Source organism: Enterococcus sp. AMC1623 (assembly GCF_058216495.1).
The window spans coordinates 1,488,824-1,508,170 of sequence record NZ_CM177096.1 but is presented as its reverse complement, the minus strand read 5'-3'; the positions used below and the strand labels follow the sequence as shown (position 1 = coordinate 1,508,170).

General features: G+C 36.5%; 17 protein-coding genes. 14 read left to right on the top strand and 3 right to left on the bottom strand.

Translation table 11 applies throughout. The annotated features are described in order from the left end of the window. The first annotated feature begins 7 nt into the window (after positions 1-7). Both AC4BC7_RS07440 and AC4BC7_RS07435 read left to right on the top strand, forming a co-directional pair. Positions 8-994, top strand: a complete 987-nt coding sequence (locus tag AC4BC7_RS07440) for a permease (RefSeq protein WP_071131630.1) — start codon at positions 8-10, stop codon at positions 992-994. 24 nt (positions 995-1,018) lie between these two features. Next, positions 1,019-1,255 (top strand): thioredoxin family protein, encoded by a 237-nt coding sequence (locus AC4BC7_RS07435; protein WP_490504273.1) that lies wholly within the window; start codon positions 1,019-1,021, stop codon positions 1,253-1,255. Positions 1,256-1,528: 273 nt separating this feature from the next. Here AC4BC7_RS07435 and AC4BC7_RS07430 read toward each other — a convergent pair whose 3' ends face one another. Next, on the bottom strand, positions 1,529-2,341 hold the full coding sequence (locus AC4BC7_RS07430; protein ID WP_490504271.1) for a helix-turn-helix domain-containing protein: 813 nt from the start codon (positions 2,339-2,341) through the stop codon (positions 1,529-1,531). 161 nt (positions 2,342-2,502) lie between these two features. Between AC4BC7_RS07430 and AC4BC7_RS07425 the strand changes: the two genes are divergently transcribed. The 3 genes from AC4BC7_RS07425 (at position 2,503) to AC4BC7_RS07415 (ending at position 5,342) form a co-directional block, all read left to right on the top strand. Next, the gene (locus tag AC4BC7_RS07425) at positions 2,503-3,735 is read left to right on the top strand and encodes a replication initiation factor domain-containing protein (RefSeq protein ID WP_048720935.1); all 1,233 of its coding nucleotides are present in this window, start codon (positions 2,503-2,505) and stop codon (positions 3,733-3,735) included. A 141-nt stretch (positions 3,736-3,876) separates the two neighbouring features. After that, the gene (locus AC4BC7_RS07420) at positions 3,877-4,080 is read left to right on the top strand and encodes a DUF3173 domain-containing protein (protein ID WP_048720931.1); all 204 of its coding nucleotides are present in this window, start codon (positions 3,877-3,879) and stop codon (positions 4,078-4,080) included. Positions 4,081-4,139: 59 nt separating this feature from the next. Then, entirely contained in the window at positions 4,140-5,342 is a 1,203-nt protein-coding gene (locus AC4BC7_RS07415; protein ID WP_490504269.1) for a site-specific integrase, read from the top strand. 353 nt (positions 5,343-5,695) lie between these two features. Here AC4BC7_RS07415 and AC4BC7_RS07410 read toward each other — a convergent pair whose 3' ends face one another. After that, positions 5,696-6,469, bottom strand: a complete 774-nt coding sequence (locus tag AC4BC7_RS07410) for a GntR family transcriptional regulator (RefSeq protein ID WP_490504268.1) — start codon at positions 6,467-6,469, stop codon at positions 5,696-5,698. 158 nt (positions 6,470-6,627) lie between these two features. Here AC4BC7_RS07410 and AC4BC7_RS07405 point away from each other — a divergent pair, with 158 nt between their 5' ends. The 5 genes from AC4BC7_RS07405 to AC4BC7_RS07385 all read left to right on the top strand — a co-directional run bounded on the left by AC4BC7_RS07405 (position 6,628) and on the right by AC4BC7_RS07385 (position 14,548). Next, a complete protein-coding gene (locus AC4BC7_RS07405) occupies positions 6,628-8,364 on the top strand; it encodes a class I mannose-6-phosphate isomerase (protein ID WP_490504267.1) in 1,737 nt (578 codons plus the stop codon). Between the two features lie 75 nt (positions 8,365-8,439). Further along, positions 8,440-9,333 carry an ROK family protein gene (locus AC4BC7_RS07400; RefSeq protein ID WP_490504266.1) on the top strand — a complete coding sequence of 298 codons (894 nt, stop codon included), beginning with the start codon at positions 8,440-8,442 and terminating at the stop codon, positions 9,331-9,333. 38 nt (positions 9,334-9,371) lie between these two features. After that, on the top strand, positions 9,372-11,822 hold the full coding sequence (locus tag AC4BC7_RS07395; protein ID WP_207941278.1) for a glycoside hydrolase family 38 N-terminal domain-containing protein: 2,451 nt from the start codon (positions 9,372-9,374) through the stop codon (positions 11,820-11,822). 14 nt (positions 11,823-11,836) lie between these two features. Continuing rightward, positions 11,837-13,915, top strand: coding sequence for a DUF5054 domain-containing protein (locus tag AC4BC7_RS07390; protein WP_490504265.1), 2,079 nt, complete (start codon positions 11,837-11,839; stop codon positions 13,913-13,915). Between the two features lie 291 nt (positions 13,916-14,206). Next, complete coding sequence (locus AC4BC7_RS07385; protein WP_207941274.1) at positions 14,207-14,548, top strand: hypothetical protein; 342 nt, start codon at positions 14,207-14,209, stop codon at positions 14,546-14,548. 52 nt (positions 14,549-14,600) lie between these two features. Here the strand turns inward: AC4BC7_RS07385 and AC4BC7_RS07380 are convergent, their stop codons facing one another. Continuing rightward, entirely contained in the window at positions 14,601-15,359 is a 759-nt protein-coding gene (locus AC4BC7_RS07380) for a MurR/RpiR family transcriptional regulator (protein ID WP_207941272.1), read from the bottom strand. Between the two features lie 163 nt (positions 15,360-15,522). Here AC4BC7_RS07380 and pfkB point away from each other — a divergent pair, with 163 nt between their 5' ends. Genes pfkB through lacD form a run of 4 tightly spaced genes read left to right on the top strand, consistent with a single transcriptional unit; the run spans position 15,523 to position 19,328 of the window. Further along, positions 15,523-16,449, top strand: coding sequence for a 1-phosphofructokinase (pfkB, locus tag AC4BC7_RS07375; RefSeq protein WP_207941270.1), 927 nt, complete (start codon positions 15,523-15,525; stop codon positions 16,447-16,449). Between the two features lie 7 nt (positions 16,450-16,456). Further along, positions 16,457-17,857 (top strand): PTS fructose transporter subunit IIC, encoded by a 1,401-nt coding sequence (locus AC4BC7_RS07370; protein ID WP_490504264.1) that lies wholly within the window; start codon positions 16,457-16,459, stop codon positions 17,855-17,857. 12 nt (positions 17,858-17,869) lie between these two features. Then, positions 17,870-18,316: a fructose PTS transporter subunit IIA gene (locus AC4BC7_RS07365; RefSeq protein ID WP_207941266.1), complete on the top strand. Its 447-nt coding sequence runs from the start codon at positions 17,870-17,872 to the stop codon at positions 18,314-18,316. A 4-nt stretch (positions 18,317-18,320) separates the two neighbouring features. Continuing rightward, positions 18,321-19,328, top strand: a complete 1,008-nt coding sequence (gene lacD, locus AC4BC7_RS07360) for a tagatose-bisphosphate aldolase (RefSeq protein WP_490504263.1) — start codon at positions 18,321-18,323, stop codon at positions 19,326-19,328. The last annotated feature ends 19 nt before the right edge of the window (positions 19,329-19,347 follow it).

Below are 19,347 nucleotides of genomic sequence, written 5' to 3'. Positions count from 1 at the left end.
GGAAGGTATGTGGACTTGGATTAGCGATCAATTACTAAAAATGGTTTGGCTAAATGATTTGATGGGAAAATTAGTTGAGCGTTTTGGACTTTCGATCGATAGCAAGATAGGGGCAAGTCTTCAGTTCTTTCTGTTTGATACAATTAAGATTTTTATCTTATTAACGATCTTAATTTTTGTCATGGGGGTTATTCAGACTTTTTTTCCACCTGAAAGAACCAAAGTATTGTTGGGTGGCTTAAAAGGTTGGAAGGGGAATTTACTGGGAGCACTTTTGGGTACAGTCACGCCTTTTTGTAGTTGTTCTAGCATTCCAATTTTTATTGGGTTTACAACCGCTGGATTACCGTTAGGAGTAACCTTCTCCTTCCTTATTTCCTCACCAATGGTTGATATTGCCTCAATTATCCTGTTAATGTCTTTCTTCGGCTGGAAATTTGCGATAGCTTATGTTCTTTTAGGATTACTGCTAGCTGTAATTGGAGGTACACTCATTGATAAATTACACCTAGAGAATGAAATTCAAGATTATATTCGCGAGATGGAGGAAGGTCTTAGCCAAGTTGAAACCTATACCATAAAAAAAAGAATGGCTTATGGTTGGGGGCAAGTGAAGGAGGTTGCTAGTAAAGTCTGGCTTTATGTATTAATTGGGGTTGGGATTGGTGCGCTCATTCATAATTGGATTCCGACCAGTTTTATTCAAAGCATCCTAGGTAATAATAATCCGTTTGGCCTGATTATTGCGACCTTAATTGGGGCACCAATTTATGCAGATATTTTTGGTGTTCTCCCAATAGCAGAAGCGCTATTCTCAAAAGGGGTGCCAGTGGGAACTTTGATGGCTTTCATGATGTCTGTCACAACGTTGTCTTTGCCGTCATTAATCATGTTAAGTAGAGTGGTTAAACCTAAATTGTTAGGAATCTTTATCACAATTTGTATTGTAGGTATTTTATTGATTGGCTTTACTTTCAATAGTATAGCTTTATAAAAAGTTAAGGGGGATTAGATAATTATGGAAATCAAAATTGTAGGTCCAGGTTGTAAAAACTGTCAAAAGTTAAAAGAAAATGTAGAAACAGCAGTGTCGGAGTTAGGCATTACGCCGACAATTACAAAAGTCGAAGATATGGCTGAAATCGTGAAAACTGGTGTGATGAAGACGCCAGGACTGATTATTGATGATAAATTAGTTGTTAGTGGCCGAGTTGCAAAACCAAAGGAAATCAAGGAGTTATTGCAAGAGGCTTAAAAGAGATCAAAGATAGATAAATCACTGAATGCTTGGAGATATTCGAAAGAAGCATAAAATAATACTGTAAAGACAAACTCCAGGTCGGGTTTCGCCACAAGCGAATTACCCGATCTGGAGTTTTGTCTATTGCAGGGAGGCGCAGCCGGACTGCATGAATAAAGCCCCCGGTTCTAACAGGGGGCTAACAAAGAACAGGAAACTGGGACAACTACCCATTTGGGAGTGTCCTAGCAGTGTTTTCTTTGTCACATGCTTATAGAGCTTGTCACTTTATTTTGATGATGGATACGCTGCGTTTAACAGACGTTCTTTCTCGACTTCCATCACGAATGGTAGATAGAGATATTGCTGTTCTAGTAGGTATTGATTGTCCTCTGTGTACTGATAAGAAGCGGTTTCTTTTGAATAGACCAACGGAGCAATTCGCACATCGCCGGTTGATTGATTGATTGAGTATAGAAGAATGGCCTTTTCTACTAGTTTCTTTGGCAAATGTTTCCCAAAATAGGAATAGGATTCTTGATTTTCTAAATAGACGAGTAAGCGATCCACACTAAAGTTGGAGAAGGTAAAGGGCATCATGTGCAGAATATGATTTTGATTGTCATGGTGTAAATAGAGCTGCGCTTCTTTACCAAAATTAGTTGAACCAAGGTAAAGCCGCTTTTTCTCGTCGATACATTGGAAAGTAAACTGATCTTGTTCAGTTGGTGGAATGAGGTTTGTAATAAAAAATTCAACCATTCGATCCATTTCTTTTTCACTGACAAAATCTGCTTGTTTCAGTTCGTCTACTATCAGTCCTTCAATCTTAGGATCAAGCTTACCTGCCTTCTTTTGAAGCATTTCTAAAATGTATTGGTTTTCTTGCTCACCATACAAAAGATATTCGTTGGTGACATGGCCTATTTCTGCAATTTGGTGAAGGGTTTCGGTTTTTGGAAGGTTAATCCCACGTTCCCAGTTATTGACTGTACTTCGCGGTAAATCACCAATTAGTTTGCCAAATTTCTCCATACTCAACTTTAACTCTTGGCGAATCTGCCGAATTCGATTGCCAACTGCTTGCTTGTCTATCTCCATGAAAACTCCTCCTCATGATGAGTTCTTAAATTCAGTATACTTGTGTACTTAAAAAAAGTCAAAATCTATTGACTTAAAATAAATACAAGCGTACAATTGATTTGTACTTAAAATAAGTCTATCGGTTCTTTGACAAGTAAATAGCAGAAGGAGGTTTGTCTATGAACCAAGTTAATCAACATGATCTCGGTGAAGCCATTCGAGTTTCTCGAGAAGAAAGGGGGTGGACCCAGCGATATTTAGCAGAAAAAGTGGGGATTTCGAGATCGTTATTATCGAAAGTAGAAAAAGGAACGAGACAATTAAGTGCAGAAAAATTGACTCTTATACTGGATAGTTTGCAAGAAGAGGTTGTTCCAGTTAATCGTGTTTTGATTGATTATCTAACCATTCACTTTTTCTCGAATCAACATTTAAAGTTGATTGAAGAGATTATTGGCATGCCTATTGAACGCTTTGAGGAATTGGATTATGCACCAAAGGGCTATATTGGGCAATATGTTTGGAATCAAGTAATCACGATTCGGTATTCCATTGACGATACGGTAAAAGGAACCGTAATGGAGTTTTCAGGTCAAGGCTGTAAACATCTTGCCATGCGTTTGAAAACCGCAAAATCAAACTGGCAAGAGTTCTTCCGTAAGGTATTAGATTATCAGGGAAACTTTACACGGATTGATTTTACTTTAGATGATTTTGTGGGGAGTCTCAGCATTCCAGAACTAAAGCGTAAAGTAACACTAGGCCATGTATGGACCACGTTTCAAGTGAGTGAATCTCATGGCGGGACGGATATCACAAATAATGAATCAAATGGCGAGACCTTGTATTTAGGCTCAAAGAAGAGTCAATGTCGCTTTTGTTTTTATCAGAAGGATTATGAACAACGAAAGCGAAGAGGAATACCACTTGAAGAGGCAGAAGTGAAAAATCGCTTTGAACTACGGTATCGAAAAGAGAAAGCACAAAGCTTGGCAAAGATTATTTCAAGATCCCATGATTTAACCAAACTGTTCTTTGAGTTACTTAATGGAGCAATTTGTTTTTATGACCGTGATCCAAATGATCCAGATGCAAAAGTCGATGCCAAATGGGCAGCCTTTATTGACAATCGTGGCGCAATCACTATTTCTTTAGAGACAATTCCTCAAAGCTTTGAGAAAAGTATGAATTGGTTAATTCATGGTGTTTCGCCATCGCTAGCTTTTATAGCACAAGTGGATCAAACGTTTCATTCTTCCTTGTTGTCTTTGATTATTGAACAAGGAGAAATGAATCCAAGACAGATTAAACTTCTCCAAAATATGAAGGCAGACCCAGAATATTATCAGGAGGAGGTTGAGTATTATGAACGAAAACTACAAAGTATATCAAATGAGAAAACAAGCTACTAAAAAAGCAAAGTACTGCTTACACAACAAGTTGTGCAACGTACTCCGCCTCGACAAGACGAGTATAACACAACCATTGAATGAGAAACAATTGATTATAAAGAGGATTAATTTAAAAGGAGTAAAGTATCAGGGGGTGAGAGAATGGAAACAAAATGTGATTTCATGGTAAATCGTGCAATTTTGATAGAGATGGGCTTTAAACCTAGTCAAGCTGCACGAATGATTAAAGAGAGCAAAACGTATCTTGCAAGGGTTGAAGGTATAGATTTTTATAACAATCGCCAAGTTGGTGTGGTGCCATCTCGAGTGATTGAACATCTTTTCCACGTTCAAGTTGCGGAATAAACAGTACAAGCGCGGTACAATTAAAGTAGCTTTTCTCGAGTATAGAGAGGAATGGTACGATGCCAAAAATTAAAAATATTTATCAAGACAAAAAAACAAAAAAATGGTTCTTTCGAGCATATCTAGGTATAGATGAAAATGGAAGAAAGGTTCAGAAGACTAAACGAAGCTATGCTTCACAAAAAGATGCCAAAATTGCTTATGACAAGTACATGGAAACACATGATTTTAACAAGACAGTTCCTAATCAACTGTGTTCTACCAATCAAATGACTTTCGAAGAGTTTTACAAGGATAGGTTTGTAAAATGGTATGAGAGACAGGTGAAAAGTCAAACATATGAGAATGCGCAATTTATATTCGAAAAGCGAATGCAGTTTTTCTATCATTTTCGTGTTCGAGATATTACAAGTCACGATATTGAGGATTGGTTATTTGAACTAAGCCAGACAGAGTCACGTAATTCACGGAAAAAAGTCAATGGCGAAACGTTATCAAAGTCTTATATCAATCGGATTCGGGGACACTTAAAGATTGTATTGGATCGGGCTGTTAAAGAGGGGGTGATTGCTAAAAATCCCGTTGAAGATGTTTCTTCGCTTCCCTCTGAGAATAAGAAAGTTGAGTTTTGGGAACACAGTGAGTTTCTAAAAGTGATGAATGAATTGAAGGACGATAAGATTCAAACCCACCATCGGAAGATTGTGTATGAAATGCTCTTTTATACTGGCATTCGGATTGGAGAACTTGAAGCTTTGTCTTGGTCAAATGTAGATTTCGAGAAAAACACGATAACGATTGAGAAGACACTAATTTATAATACAAAAAATGATTGGTACTTTTCGACTCCAAAAACTAAATGCGCTTATCGAACAATTGGGATGGGAAAGAAACTTTCATTAAAGCTCAGACAGTGGTATGACTTGCAAAAACGTATTGGAAATTTTGAATATGTTGCTCAGTTGGACGGAACCTTTACGCCACCTTATTCTTTTGCAAACTGGTTAAAAGAAGCTGCTAAAAAAGCGGGCGTCAAACCGATTAAGCTTCACGCGCTACGACATTCTCATGTTGCATTTCTGATTGAGCAGAACATTCAACCGCTCTCGATTCAAGAACGATTGGGCCATGCGAATATCCAAATCACTTTAGGAACTTACGGTCACTTATATGCGAAGTCAGATCAACAAGTGGTAAATGCGATTGATAATGTTCAAGAGGGCGCTATTCTTTCAAAAAATGACAATTTATTACCAGTCTGAGTTTTCCACTGCGCTACCAGAAGACAGACAAATGCTTTTGTACCAGTGCTTTTGGTTGAGTTGCTCCTGTTGAAGATGTATCGGAGATAGTACCAATCTTCGGTAAGAATGGCGTATATTCAACAATCTATGAGCTTCTACGTCTACCATTTTCATTGTTATTCTCTCAATTGTCTCTCAAAAAACGGCTTTTTAGCCGTTTTTTTTTGACATTTTTTTAATAAAGATACGGAATAATTAGTTTCCACCCAATTTGATTGTCATCAAAGTGAAAAATGTCTTTCTTCTAAAGGTGAACCAGAGATAAGTGTCAATAAAACGGATCTTCTCAATTTGATAGAAGCTAAGATGATTTAATCAAAATTCAAATAATAGCGGTATTTGTTACCGATATAAAAGCATTCGGTGTATTCAAAAAAATTCATTTCTTTTTGAGAGGTAAAACGAACCCGTTTCAATACTGGCTCAGCTTCACCAATCTTTAATAATTTTTTCAATTCCCGAGTAGCAGAAATGGCTTCAATATACTCATTCTCTTGGTTAACGCGAATGCCTTTTGTAGCAAGGTATTCGTAAAAAGAGCCATAATAATCCTTAGACTTTAAAGAATAGTCCTCTTTGAATATGATATGGGTCTTAAAAAAAGCTAAGATGTTGTTATCATCGCCTCTTACTCGATTTAAGACTAAGATGTCATCTCCGGGTTTGATTTGTAAATATTTGGCAATTTTATGATCAGCGTGGCTTTTATACACGTTAGCTTGTAAAGTTGTAGCATTTTTTCCTTGTTCCTTTAATTCCTGAGTAAATCCTTTGATAACAGTGGAATATTCGCTAATATTGGGACTAAATTTTTTGACGAAAGTTCCTTTTGCTCGTTCACGATACAAAAGATTTTCTCTAACAAGTTCATCTATAGCTTTACGAATAGTGATACGACTGACATGATAAATATCACAAAGGTCAAATTCTGTTGGAATTCGTTCCCCTTCCTGCCATTTTTCGGTTCTAATATTTGAACGAAGCTGATCGGCTATTTGTGCATATAAGGGAGAGTTTGAGTGAATGTTGCTCATATGAATAAACTCCTTTCGTAATAATTCTCTATGATTTACTAAGTATATCATAGAGAATTATCATATTTGATATTATTGTTATAACAATAGCTAGAAAAGCTGATAAATAGCAGGATTAAAAAAGACATTTTGAGTGAATCAGCTGTGCTATACTTTGGATGAATTAAGGATATTTAACGATATAATATCAGGTGGAAGGAGTTTTATAAGTGAACTATGATTTTTTTCCCGAAACAGCAATTACCAAACAATTTGATGTATATGTAGGTGAAGAAGAAATACTTGAGTTGATAAGAAAACGAATGGAGAATGAAGGTCTTAATGTTATAACAATTGAAAGTTATCCAGTTTTAGATAAACAATTGTTAAGAACGACTTTACTTGAACAATTGGAAATAGATGTTTTAATTGATAGCGACACTTTGTTCTATAATAGTCAAGTTATTACAGAAATGATAGCCGACAATTTGACAGAGGATCGAGTGTTTGGCTTTATGTCTCATCATTCATTGACTGACTTTATTGATTTAGATCAACAGCGTATGTTAATTAAACAAATTGAAATCGCTTTAAACGAAAAGAAACGTATTGGAATTTATGGTGTAGGTGCAAGTTTGGTCTATGCTCCCGATTTATTGATCTATGCAGATTTACCTCGATGGGAAATTCAACAACGTTATCGTTCAGGTAAGTATAGTAATTGGAAAGGTGAGAATCAAGGAGAGGATTCATTACGAATGATTAAACGTGGTTATTTCTTTGAATGGCGTGTTGCAGATAAGCAAAAGCGATCCATTTATGAGAAAATTGATTATTTTATGGATACACTCCAAGATGACTGGGTATTGGTGGATCACAGTACGTATAATCAAGCATTGTTGGAAGTGGCTCAACAGCCGTTTTCGTTAGTTCCTTTTTTTGATCCAGGAGTATGGGGCGGACATTGGATGCAAAAACAATTTAGTTTTCGTCAAGATGAAGTGAATCTAGCATGGAGTTTTAATGGCGTACCAGAAGAGAATAGCCTCTTTCTGGATTTTGGAAAAGCCAAGATGGAGATTCCAGGAAATAATCTAGTTTACTTCCAAGGAGAATGTTTGTTGGGGCGTCGCGTTTATGGACGTTTTGGGGCAGAGTTTCCGATTCGCTTTAATTTTTTAGACACTATGGGAGGCTCTAATTTAAGTTTGCAAGTTCATCCTACTATAGAATATGCACAAGAAGTGTTTGGTGCCAAATATACGCAAGATGAAAGTTATTATATTTTACAAGCACAAGAAGATGCGGTTGTTTATCTAGGTGTTAAAAATGGTGTATCCAAAGACGAATTAATGGCAGCTTTGCAACGAGCTTCTGAAGGAAAAGAAGCTTTTCCTACCCAAAAATTTATTTATCAACAACCTGTTAAAAAACATGATCATTACTCAATTCCTAGTGGGACGATTCATTCCAGCGGAGCAAATTCAGTTGTTTTAGAAATAAGTGCTACTCCAAATCGCTATACGTTTAAGCTATGGGATTGGGGCAGAGTAGATTTAGATGGTTTGCCTAGACCGGTTCATTTGAAACATGGAGAGCCCAATATTGATATCCGTCGTGATGAAAACTGGGTCAAAAAAGAATTAGTAAATCCCTTTGAAATAGTTGACTTTGGTGAAGGCTGGATGGAAGAACGGACAGGATTGCATGAAACTGAATTTATCGAAACACGTCGCCATAGTTTTTCTGTACCTGTTATCCATGAAAACCATGGGAGTGTGAATGTATTAAATTTAGTTGAAGGAGAAGAAGCGGTTGTTGAAAGTATCGATGGATCTTTTGCACCTTTTACTGTTCATTATGCACAAACTTTTATTATACCTGAGAGCGTCAAAGCTTATAAAATTAGTCCTAGTGGAACCAGTAGCGGTAAGACAATTAAGACAATGAAAGCTTTTGTTCGTTAAATGAATATAAATGGATTACATCTATTCAAAGGCAAGCGGGAAGTGTTCAATTTCTTAAAGATGAGGAGGCTGTGTATGAAGGGCTATTATTTTTTAATGGATGTTGGTGGGACGACGATTAAAACGAATTGTTTAGATGAGCAAGGGCTTCCTTTTTTCACTCGTAATCAAGAATTTCCTGCCAAGTCGCAAGAAGACCAGCAGACAATTTTAGAAAATTTTTATGCAATCGTGACAACTATTAATCGGCAAATGGCTCAAAAAGCACAATTGTTAGGTGTCGGTATTGCTTTTCCAGGTCCGTTTAATTATCAAGAAGGATACAGTTTAATGAAGGGGTTACGTAAGTATGATGAAATTTATGAGGTACGGTTAAAAAAATTAATTGCTGAGTGGCTATATTCTGAGTTTCAGCTGTCAGTACCGATTATATTCGAGAATGATGCGACAGCTTTTGGTTTAGGGGAATTCCTGCAAAGAGAGAAAAGCAGAGTTAACCGTGGAATATATCTGACTCTAGGTACTGGCTGTGGCTCTGTTTTTATCGTAGAAGGGGAGGTAATTAGAGAGGAATATGGTTTAAATAGTCAAGGAATGCTATACAATCGACCATTTAAGCAGAGTATAATAGATGATTATCTCTCTGCCAATGGTTTGCAGCAGTTGATTAAGAACAATTATTCTGTGCCTTTAACAGGTTATGAACTCTTTTTAGAGGCACAAAAAGGTAATCAAAAAGCATTGGTAATTTTTGATGAATTTGGCACTTGGATTGGAGAAGCATTGGCGCCATTTGTGACGTCTTTTCAGCCCGATGAAGTGGTTTTTGGTGGGGAAATTAGTGGAAGCTTAGATTATTTTCATCCAGCAATAGAACGATGTTTTGGTGGAAACTTAAAGATTAGATATAGTCAAAATACTAGTTTATCAACTTTACGTGGCTTAATGTCACTGGTAACGAATGGATAAGTAATGGAGAATATTTTTTTAAATTAGAAGGAGAAATTATGTCAAAACGTACTTTATATTTGATCCATCATTCCCATACAGATATAGGATATACGGATCGCCAAGAAAAAATTAGCCGGTATCATGTGGATTTTATCAAGAGCGTATTGGTTTTTCTGAAGAAAATTGAGTCAGGAGAGAAACCTGAGTGGTCAGGGTTTAAGTATACGTGCGAGAATTACTGGCAAGTAGAGCAATTTATAGCTAATAGCTCAATAGAGGAACAGCAAATTTTTGAATATTTTTTGAAAAAGGGTTGGATTGATATTTCTCTAAGTTATTTGAATATGACAGAATTGGTCGATGAACAGGTAGTGGGTAAGATGTTTGCTAAGGGGAAATCCTATGTAGATAGTCTGGGCCTACCATTAAATTCAGCGATGACTGCTGATATTAACGGGTTTTCGTGGGGATATGCAGAAATAATGTATCAAAATGGTATTGAAAACTTATTTTCGTGTTTGCATACGCATCATGGCATGTTTCCTTTATTTAAGAAACAAATTCCCTTCTGGTGGGAAACGCAAAAGGGAAATAAAATTCTGGTTTGGAATGGAGATCATTATCAAACAGGAAATGATTTTCTCCTTGTACCAAATTCTGATCAATCAAAACAATATGGAGTGGCAGGTTATACGCCAGAAGAAGCAGAATTGCAGTTTAAAAAGACTGAAGAAAGAATTTTTGCTCATTTCGATTTATTAGAAGAAGAAGGATATGCACTTGATTTTGTACCTGCAATGATTAGCGGGATTGTTACCGATAACGCCCCGCCTAATCCTAGAATGATGGAAAATATTCATAAGTGGAATGAGCGTCATGGAGATGAAATTAAGATTGAATTGATCACACTTAACGAATTCTTTCGCATCCTGCGCCAACAAGAAGTGGAAATTCCAACTTATCGTGGTGATTGGGCGGATTGGTGGGCTGATGGCGTAGGGTCAACACCAGCGCCAACAAAAATTTATCGTAATGCTCAGCATAAATATCGAATTGCGAATAAATTAGATCCTGAAGCAACTTTGGGAAGGGCTGATTTATTAGCGAAAGCTGAAGAAAATATGATGATGTATGCTGAACATACATGGGGCTACCATTCTTCTGTAAGTCAGCCATGGAATACCTTAGTAAATGATTTAGACTATCGTAAAGCAGCTTATGCCATTAATGCGAATAGCTTAATTTCTCAACATTTGGATGAAATTTTAGCAAAATTAGGCGAAGAATCTATTCAGATGAATCGAAAGGCTGTTTACAAGGTAATCAATCCTCATAATCGAACAGTAAGTGATCATACTCAAATTTATATCAAACATTGGGAAACGATAGATGATTCTTATTTTTATTTGGATACCAATGATTTTGTTGAGGTTATTGATTGCCAAACCGGTGAAATTCTACCTTCACAAGTGACAGATACATCTTTTGGTAAACAAATAGAATTTTTAGTGACGTTAAAAGCTAGAGAGGAACGATTGATTTGTTTACGTCGTCAAGAGAGTAAGCCACTACGGAAAAATTGGAATCATGCATATATTGGTACTGAACAAATTGCCGATGTGGCTTCTTATGTGGGATACGAACATCTCGTTTCTCCATTTGGAATTGAAACAAAAGATTTTAGTTTGTCAATTGACCACAAAAAAGGAATTAACCGATTGATTGATAAGCGAACGGGAACGAATTTACTTCATTCAAATCAAGAACATTCACCATTTGCGGGGGTCTATGAAGTGACTCCGATAACTTCCGATGCTTGTTCTGAACGTCGTATCATGGGACGAAATCGTAAAGGTAGAATAACAGAACGGTCTGTTGCCGATTTGAAGTCAGTTAAAGTGACGTTGGATGGACCTATTTATGCAGAATTTGAATTAGACTATTCGTTAGTGGGAACGAAGATGTACACAGTAGTTCTCCGTGTCTATAAAGATTTACCGAAAATTAACGTAACAGTTAGAATTCAGAAAGAAAACGAATGGGCACCCGAAAATATCTATATTCCGCTCCCGTTTAGTTATGGAAAATGTAGTGACTGTTATATTGGAAAAACAGGAACAACTTTTCGACCAGCGATTGATCAATTGCCTGGTTCCAATACAGAATTTTATCTTTTGAATAATGGTTTGACTTTCACGAATGGACAACAGGGTTTAGTGATTGCCGTCAAAGATACGCCACTGATTACTTTAGGGACACTTGAAAGTCATTTGGTGAATCTTTGTTCAGCTGATACAGCCTGGAAAAATAAAGAAGTTATTTATTCTTGGCCGATGAATAATTTCTGGGAAACTAATTTTAAAGTTGATTTGTCTGGTTTTTATGAATTTGATTATCAATTGTTCTTAATGTCTAATCAATCATCTGAAGATTTACTGGAAAAAGCGGCTGAATTAAACGAAGGCATTTTAACAATAGCTTACAATCCAAAAGCAGGTGAAATTTAGAGAGGTGACAGAGAATGGCAAAAAAACTTCATGTAGTTTATAAAACTCATTTAGATATAGGGTTTACAGATTTGGCAGCAAATGTAATAGAGCAGTATTTGATAGACTTTATTCCTCGAGCAGTACAAATTGGCAAAGAGTTACCCGATCAGTTTGTTTGGACAACCGGGTCATGGTTAATTTACTTTTATTTGAATCATCCCAATGTCTCCAAACAAGATAAGGAACAAATGATAGAAGCAATTAAATGTGGCACAATTAAGTGGCATGGCTTACCGGTAACAATGCATAGCGAATTGATGGATCAACGTTTGTTTGAATATGGATTATCGATTTCTAAAGAATTAGATCAACAATTTGACATGAAAACGGTAGCAGCGAAGCTAACTGATGTCCCAGGTCATACAATTGGGATTGTTCCTTTAATGGCCAAAGCAGGTTTAAAATATTTGCATATTGGCGTGAACGCGAGCTCCGCCATTCCCAAAGTGCCAGAAATGTTTCTGTGGCGTAATAGTGATGGAACAGAGATTGTGGTTCATTATGCACAAGATTATGGTGAAACCTTTATGCGTGAAGGTTGGGATGATAGGTTATATTTTGCCCACAGTCATGACAATGCCGGTCCACCAAAAGACAGTCAAGAAGTTCAGATGTTGATGGCTCGTTTGGAAAAAGAAAATCCAGATGTGGAGGTTGTGGCTTCTAGTTTGGATCAATTTGCACTAGCAGCGTGGGAAAAACGTGATAGTTTACCGGTAATTGAAGAAGAAATCGGGGATTCTTGGATACATGGAATTGCTTCTGATTCGAGAAAAATTTCAGATTATTTGAGTTTATTACGTCTTCGTAACCAATGGCTGGATTCAGGTGAGTTAAGTGTAGATAGTGCGGAATATAAAAATTTTTCGGAGCAACTTATGCTAGTTGCTGAACATACGTGGGGTGGAAACGGAAATGTTTTTTTACCCGACTATACAAATTATTTACTTGAAGATTTTCAAAAAGCGCGTGAGCAAGATCAAATTACTTTTAACCATGATCGAACATCTATGGATTTTGGGGATTTAATGGCTTTAATTAGTACAGATATCGAATCAAAAGAGCTTTGTTCGAAACGTTCTTATAGATTATATGAAGATTCTTGGCAAGAACAACGAGAATATCTGACGGTAGCGGTATCTTGCTTAAGTGATGTACGTCAAATAGAAGCTCAAAAAGTATTAGCCACCAAAAAATATGAAATTCAAAGTATAAATACGGGTGAATCAGTAATTCCGGGTAGATTGTATCAATATGGGGATGTTTCTTTGAAATTTTCAGTTAGCGGTGGAATCAGTTTTTTGAAAGTGGCTAATAATGATTACATTCTTGAGGGCCATGAGCTTGGGAGTTTATCTTATGAACGATTTGATTTTGCTGATTATCATAATTTTATTAGCAAATATAGCCGTTTAACACGATGGACTTCTAGTTGGTGTTTAGTAGATTTTGCTAAACGAGGCATCGAAGCTTTTCAAGATATTCGTTATGAATTAATCAAACCGATGATTCAGAAATCGTGTATCACTCAAATTAAAAACCAACTAGTCGTGACTTTTGATCTTTGCTTTACAGAATATGAACAGAGAATGTGGGGAGTACCTGCAAAAAATCAATTAACATATCACATTGATTTACTAGAACATCGGATTGAACTCAATTTGAAGTGGAATGGCAAACAGGCAAATAAGATGCCCGAAGCTTACTGGTTAGAAACCAGTTTGAAAGTAGCAAATCCTTATCGTTGGCAGATGAATAAACTGGGAACGACCCTTTCACCTTATAATGTGGTAGAAAATGGCAATCGCAATTTACACGCATTATCTCAAGAAGGATTATCTTATAGTGGGATTGAAGGAAAAGTGAAGATTCAAAGTCTCGATGCGCCACTTTTTTCTTTTGGTCGACGAAGTTTATTGAAATTTGATAATTTACAGCCTTCCTTAAATGAAGGAATGTTTATTAATTTGCAAAATAACGTTTGGGGGACAAATTTTCCAGCTTGGTTTGAAGACGATATGTTGTATCGGGTTATTATTGAGTTACCTTAATAATAGCGAATAACTTTCTCGAAAAAAAGAAACTTATGCAATCAAATAGAAAATTAGTGCATCTTCAAAAAAATTGCCTCCATAGGTAGCTTTTACTTAGAAACCGAATTAAAAAATCGTTCAAGCAGAGATTTTTAATTCGGTTTTTTATTTTTACCAAAAGACGTTCAGGCATAAATAAGCTACAGTTAGGTTAAAAATAGTTTTCAATAAAGAATGAATGCTATCATTAGCATGTACATAATAAAATAAACTTAGAGCATCTGAAAAATAGACGAAGGAGTAGTGGATATGATAAAAAAGTTCTTTTATAGAATACTCCAATTATGTTTTATGGTAACACTAGTTGCTGGCGGATTGGATTTGTTAGTAGGAAAACATGAGGTTTCTTTTTATACGGGTTTTATTGGAATGATTTTTACCCTAGTATTGCTTTCTAGTAAAGAGATTATAGGGAAACTTGGCTTTTGGAAAATAGCATGTATGGGTATCTTAGTGCCTTATCTATTAAATAAAGGTCTCAAGTTTTTTAGCTTAGAAGTAATTAAATTAACACCTGTTTATTTTATGCTTTTAGTATTAATTGAGGGATTAAGCGTACTAGTCATGTTCGCTGTTATTCGAAAAAAATAGATTGAATCTATCAGACTGTCACCTAACTACTATGAAAGGTGACGGTCTTTTTTTAACGTTTTATTTCTTGCTTCATTCGAATAACGTAAGAGTCTAACAAAATTCTAGCAATAACAGAAAGGGGCAATCGGGAACGGACTTCGTAGTCTGGAAAAAATGAAATTTCAGATTTGAATCCGACCAATACTAATTCGCATAAATGGGATAAGGGACTTTCTTTATTGGTTGTAATCGCGATAGTTCCAATTTCTTTTTGGTAACAATTTTGTGCAGCATCGACTAATTCTTCTGTTTCACCATTGAGTGAGACAAAGATGACAATATCTGTTTTCTTTAAATGCTTACTCATCGTTTTAATAATATTTGGATCCGTATGCAGTTCGCAATATTTATCTGTTAATTGAAATTTGATCTTCATTTCTTCTGCAATTAATTCTGAAAACCCTCTAGCAAAAATAATAATCCGTTCAGAGCTTTGGATTTTTTGAATCGCATCTTCAATCACACCGGTATGAATCATATTTAATGTACGAATGACTTCTTGTTCGTTTTTTAAAATCGAACGTTTAATTTCGCTATCAATTTTTTCGACATTTGCAAAATTAATCGTTGTATTTTGCTCGTCTTTTAAATGATGTTTAAATGCCGTAAATCCTTCATAGCCTTTTTTCTTCATCGTACGCACAATCGTGGAAGTGGATACATTTGCCAACTCGCTTAATTTGATGATGGAGAGATTCGGGATTTCGTGAATGTTTTTTGTGATGTATTTCCACAGGTAGGCCTCTGTTTCACTAAGTTTAACTTCCATTACCATCTTCCTTTCTCTAGGTATCTTTATTTTAGTTTGTAAAAGTAATTTTTTCTAGGAATCTTCCTCATTTAGAAAATATTTCCAAGCTTTTACTAGGATTAAGAAAACATTTTCAATAAAAAAAGCGCCATAATGAATATATCGATAGGAGGGAAGCAAGTTGTCGAATATCTATACATGTACTTTGAATTTAGCAATTGATTTATTTATTGAAACGGATTCGTTAAAACCGTTTGTGGTGAATCGTACGCAAGATGACGATATTCAGGCGAATGGCAAGGGTGTTAATGTGTCACTAGTTTTAAAAATGTTGGGGATTGAAAATACAGCTTTAGGATTTAAAGCAGGGTTTACAGGACAATATATTGATGATTTTTTAAGAGGAAAAGCGATTGGTACGGAGTTTATTGACGTACCGGGCTTAACTAGAATCAATGTTTTTACCCAAGTAAATGACACACAAGAGGAATTTAAACTTGTAAACAAAGGTCCTGAAATACCTGAAGAAAGTGTCACTCAATTTTTAGCTAGAGTTGAGCAATTACAAGCAGGCGACTTTCTTTGTGTCTCAGGAAGTTTACCGCAAGGCGTTGCACCAACGATTTTAATTGAACTTGCCAAACGCTGTCAGGAACGAGAGGTTTTTTTAATTATTGATAGTAGCTACAATGAAGTGTTGGCATGTTTACCTTATCAGCCCTTTTTATTGAAACCAAATGAAGAAGAGTTGGCAGCTTGGTTTGGTGTCACCATTGATACAAAAGAAGACTACCTTCATTACGGAAAAAAACTAGTGGCATTGGGCGCTCAAAATGTCTTGCTTTCTCTAGGCGGAGAAGGAGCATATTTCTTTAGTAAAGACGCTCTTTTATATGGAAATTCACCAAAAGGAAAAGTTGTCAATACAGCTTGTGCGGGCGATACTTTGTTGGGCACTTTTTTAGCAGGGATTTTAAAAAATGATGAATTGTCAACAACGCTAAAAAAAAGTTTAGCTGCAGGCAGTTCCACAGCGTTCAGAAAAGGTATTACGGATTTTTCAGATGTAGAAGAATTAGAAAAACAAATAAAAATTAGTGGGGAATGAAGTAGAGATGGCAAACTATCAAATTATTGCAGCGACAGGTTGTCCGACAGGTATTGCACACACGTACATGGCACAAGAAGCATTAGAACAAGCCGCAAAACGTAAAAATGTGTCCATTAAAGTTGAAACTCATGGTCAAATTGGAATTGAAAATGAGCTAACTCCGCAAGATATTGCAGAAGCAGATGTAGTAATTATTGCGGCAGACAAAGATGTTCATCCAGAACGTTTTGCTGGCAAACGCATTATTGATGTTTCTGTTAGTGCGGGCATTAAAGAAGCTGATCGCTTGATTGAAGATGCCTTGGCTGGTAAAGGGAAAGTTCTGGTTTCAGACACAGACAAAAAAGAGCAACAAGTAGAAGACAGCAGTTCAGGTATGAGCATTGGCAGAAGTATTTATAAGAATTTGATGAATGGTGTGTCGCATATGTTGCCGTTTGTCGTAGCAGGTGGTGTACTGATCGCTATTTCATTTGCCATCTGGGGAGTCTATTCATTTGACCCGTCAAGTGATCAATACAATCCAACAGCAGCAATGCTAAAAAGTGTCGGTGACGCATCAATGGGAATGATGGTTCCAGTGTTATCTGCTTATATTGCAGAAGGCATTGCGAAACGTCCAGGTTTGGTCGTTGGGTTCGTGGGTGGTTTAGTAGCGATGGCTGGTGGTACCGGATTTTTAGGTGGGATTTTGTCTGGTTTCCTTGGCGGGTATTTAGTGGTTGCCTTGCAAAAAGGATTGAAATTTTTACCGAAATCATTGGATGGTTTAAAAGCTATTTTCTTATATCCAGTAATTGGCGTTGGAATTATTGGTGTGATTATGTCTTTATTGGCGGATCCAATGAATGCAGTGAATCAAGGAATGATGGACTTTTTAGCAAGTTTTGAGAACTCGAATCCTTTAATTTTGGGATTAATTGTAGGCTGTATGTGTGCCTTTGATATGGGTGGTCCGATTAATAAGGCTGCTTATGTAACAGGAACAGCTTTATTAGCACAAGGGAATACCACCTTTATGGCGGGTGTTTCAGCTGCTTGTATTGCTCCACCGTTAATTACGGGGTTTGCGACATTATTCTTTGGTAAATATTTTGAAGCAAATGAACGCAATGCGGGGCTCGTGAACTTTATTTTAGGTTCAACGCACATTACAGAAGGAGCGATTCCCTTTGCAGCGAAGGATCCTGTCCGTGTTTTACCCATTATGATGATTGGTTCGTCAATTGCAGCAATTTTAACGTATATGTTTGGCGTTCAAGTACCTGCTCCTCATGGTGGATTTTTAGTATTACCAGTTGTGACAGGTAAATGGCAATGGGTATTAGCCATTTTAGTGGGTTCAATTATCGGTGGCTTATTATTAGGACTATTACAAAAAAATCGCGTAAAAAAAGCAGCGTAAAGGAGCAAAAAAATGGTCAACGAAGAATTAATTTTTATTGATTTAGATTTAACAACACAAGCAGATGTTTTTGATTTTTTATCAGAAACAACAGTCGCTAGACAGATTGCGACAAACAAAAAAGATGTACAGTCAGCTTTAAAAAAACGAGAAGAAGAAGGCACGACGGGAATGATGGATGGGTTTGCTATTCCGCATGCCAAAAGTGATGCTATTACGAAACCAGCGATTCTTGTGATTAAACTAAAACAAGGAATTGAATGGGATAGTATGGATGGTCAACCAACGCAATATATTATTGCGATGTTCATCCCAACTGCTGAAAGTGGTTCAACGCATCTAAAAGTTCTTTCGCAAGTCGCAAGAATGTTGATGAAATCAGATTTTAAAGAGGAATTTGTCGCAACCGATTCACCAGTAGCATTAGCAACACTTATTTCAGAAAAATTGGAGGCATAATCAAATGAAAAAAATTAGTGTTAATCAGTTACAAAAATTAAAAAATACAAGTAATCAAGCAGGAATCATCGGTGCGTTAGCGATTGATCAACGTGGTGCATTGAAAAAAATGATTAACAACTACAAAGAAGCAACAGATAAAGATATTGAAGACTTCAAAAAATTGGTTTCAGAAGAATTAACGCCTTATGCAACATCCATCTTGCTAGACCCCGAATACGGATTACCAGCGGCCAGCTCACGTTCAGATAATGCAGGGTTACTATTAGCATATGAAAAAACAGGCTATGATGCATCAACACCAGGTCGTTTGCCAGATTCTTTGAATGTTTGGTCAGTCAAACGTCTAAAAGAAGCTGGTGCAGACGCATGTAAATTCTTATTGTATTACGATGTTGATGAGAGTGATGAAATCAACGATCAAAAGAAAGCGTATATGGAACGAATCGGTTCAGAATGCGTGGCCGAAGAATTACCGTTCTTTTTAGAATTGGTTTCGTATGATGCAACTATTGCAGATACTAGTTCAAAAGAATACGCTCAAGTAAAACCACACAAAGTGAATGAAATGATGAAAGAATTTTCTAAGCCACGTTACAATGTAGACGTCTTAAAAATGGAAGTCCCTGTGAACATGAATTATGTTGAAGGGTATGGCGAAGAAGTGGTTTATTCTCGAGAAGAAGCCTTAAACTATTTCAAAGAACAAAGCCAAGCAACGGATTTACCATTTATTTTTCTAAGTGCAGGCGTTAGTGCGGAACTATTCCAAGAAACTCTACGTTTTGCTAAAGAAGCAGGTTCGACATTTAATGGTGTACTATGTGGTCGTGCAACCTGGGCAAATGGCGTAGAACCTTTTGTAACAGCAGGAGAAGAAGCAGCACGTCAATGGTTGCAAACACAAGGACGCAAAAACATTGAAGAGTTGAACGCTGTCTTAGCAGAAACTGCCAGCTCTTGGCACACTAAAATTCAAGTCAAAGAAGCCGATACACCAAGATTTTCTTAAAAAAAAGCGACTTTTTAGT

Coding starts and splice junctions, on each gene's coding strand:
- AC4BC7_RS07380 (WP_207941272.1), bottom strand. CDS start 15,359: ATGGAAGTTAAACTTAGTGAAACAGAGGCCTACCTGTGGAAATACATC.
- AC4BC7_RS07370 (WP_490504264.1), top strand. CDS start 16,457: ATGGCAAACTATCAAATTATTGCAGCGACAGGTTGTCCGACAGGTATT.
- AC4BC7_RS07400 (WP_490504266.1), top strand. CDS start 8,440: ATGAAGGGCTATTATTTTTTAATGGATGTTGGTGGGACGACGATTAAA.
- AC4BC7_RS07430 (WP_490504271.1), bottom strand. CDS start 2,341: ATGGAGATAGACAAGCAAGCAGTTGGCAATCGAATTCGGCAGATTCGC.
- AC4BC7_RS07435 (WP_490504273.1), top strand. CDS start 1,019: ATGGAAATCAAAATTGTAGGTCCAGGTTGTAAAAACTGTCAAAAGTTA.
- AC4BC7_RS07410 (WP_490504268.1), bottom strand. CDS start 6,469: ATGATATACTTAGTAAATCATAGAGAATTATTACGAAAGGAGTTTATT.
- AC4BC7_RS07415 (WP_490504269.1), top strand. CDS start 4,140: ATGCCAAAAATTAAAAATATTTATCAAGACAAAAAAACAAAAAAATGG.
- AC4BC7_RS07420 (WP_048720931.1), top strand. CDS start 3,877: ATGGAAACAAAATGTGATTTCATGGTAAATCGTGCAATTTTGATAGAG.
- AC4BC7_RS07365 (WP_207941266.1), top strand. CDS start 17,870: ATGGTCAACGAAGAATTAATTTTTATTGATTTAGATTTAACAACACAA.
- AC4BC7_RS07390 (WP_490504265.1), top strand. CDS start 11,837: ATGGCAAAAAAACTTCATGTAGTTTATAAAACTCATTTAGATATAGGG.
- AC4BC7_RS07425 (WP_048720935.1), top strand. CDS start 2,503: ATGAACCAAGTTAATCAACATGATCTCGGTGAAGCCATTCGAGTTTCT.
- AC4BC7_RS07395 (WP_207941278.1), top strand. CDS start 9,372: ATGTCAAAACGTACTTTATATTTGATCCATCATTCCCATACAGATATA.
- AC4BC7_RS07385 (WP_207941274.1), top strand. CDS start 14,207: ATGATAAAAAAGTTCTTTTATAGAATACTCCAATTATGTTTTATGGTA.
- AC4BC7_RS07440 (WP_071131630.1), top strand. CDS start 8: ATGTGGACTTGGATTAGCGATCAATTACTAAAAATGGTTTGGCTAAAT.
- lacD (WP_490504263.1), top strand. CDS start 18,321: ATGAAAAAAATTAGTGTTAATCAGTTACAAAAATTAAAAAATACAAGT.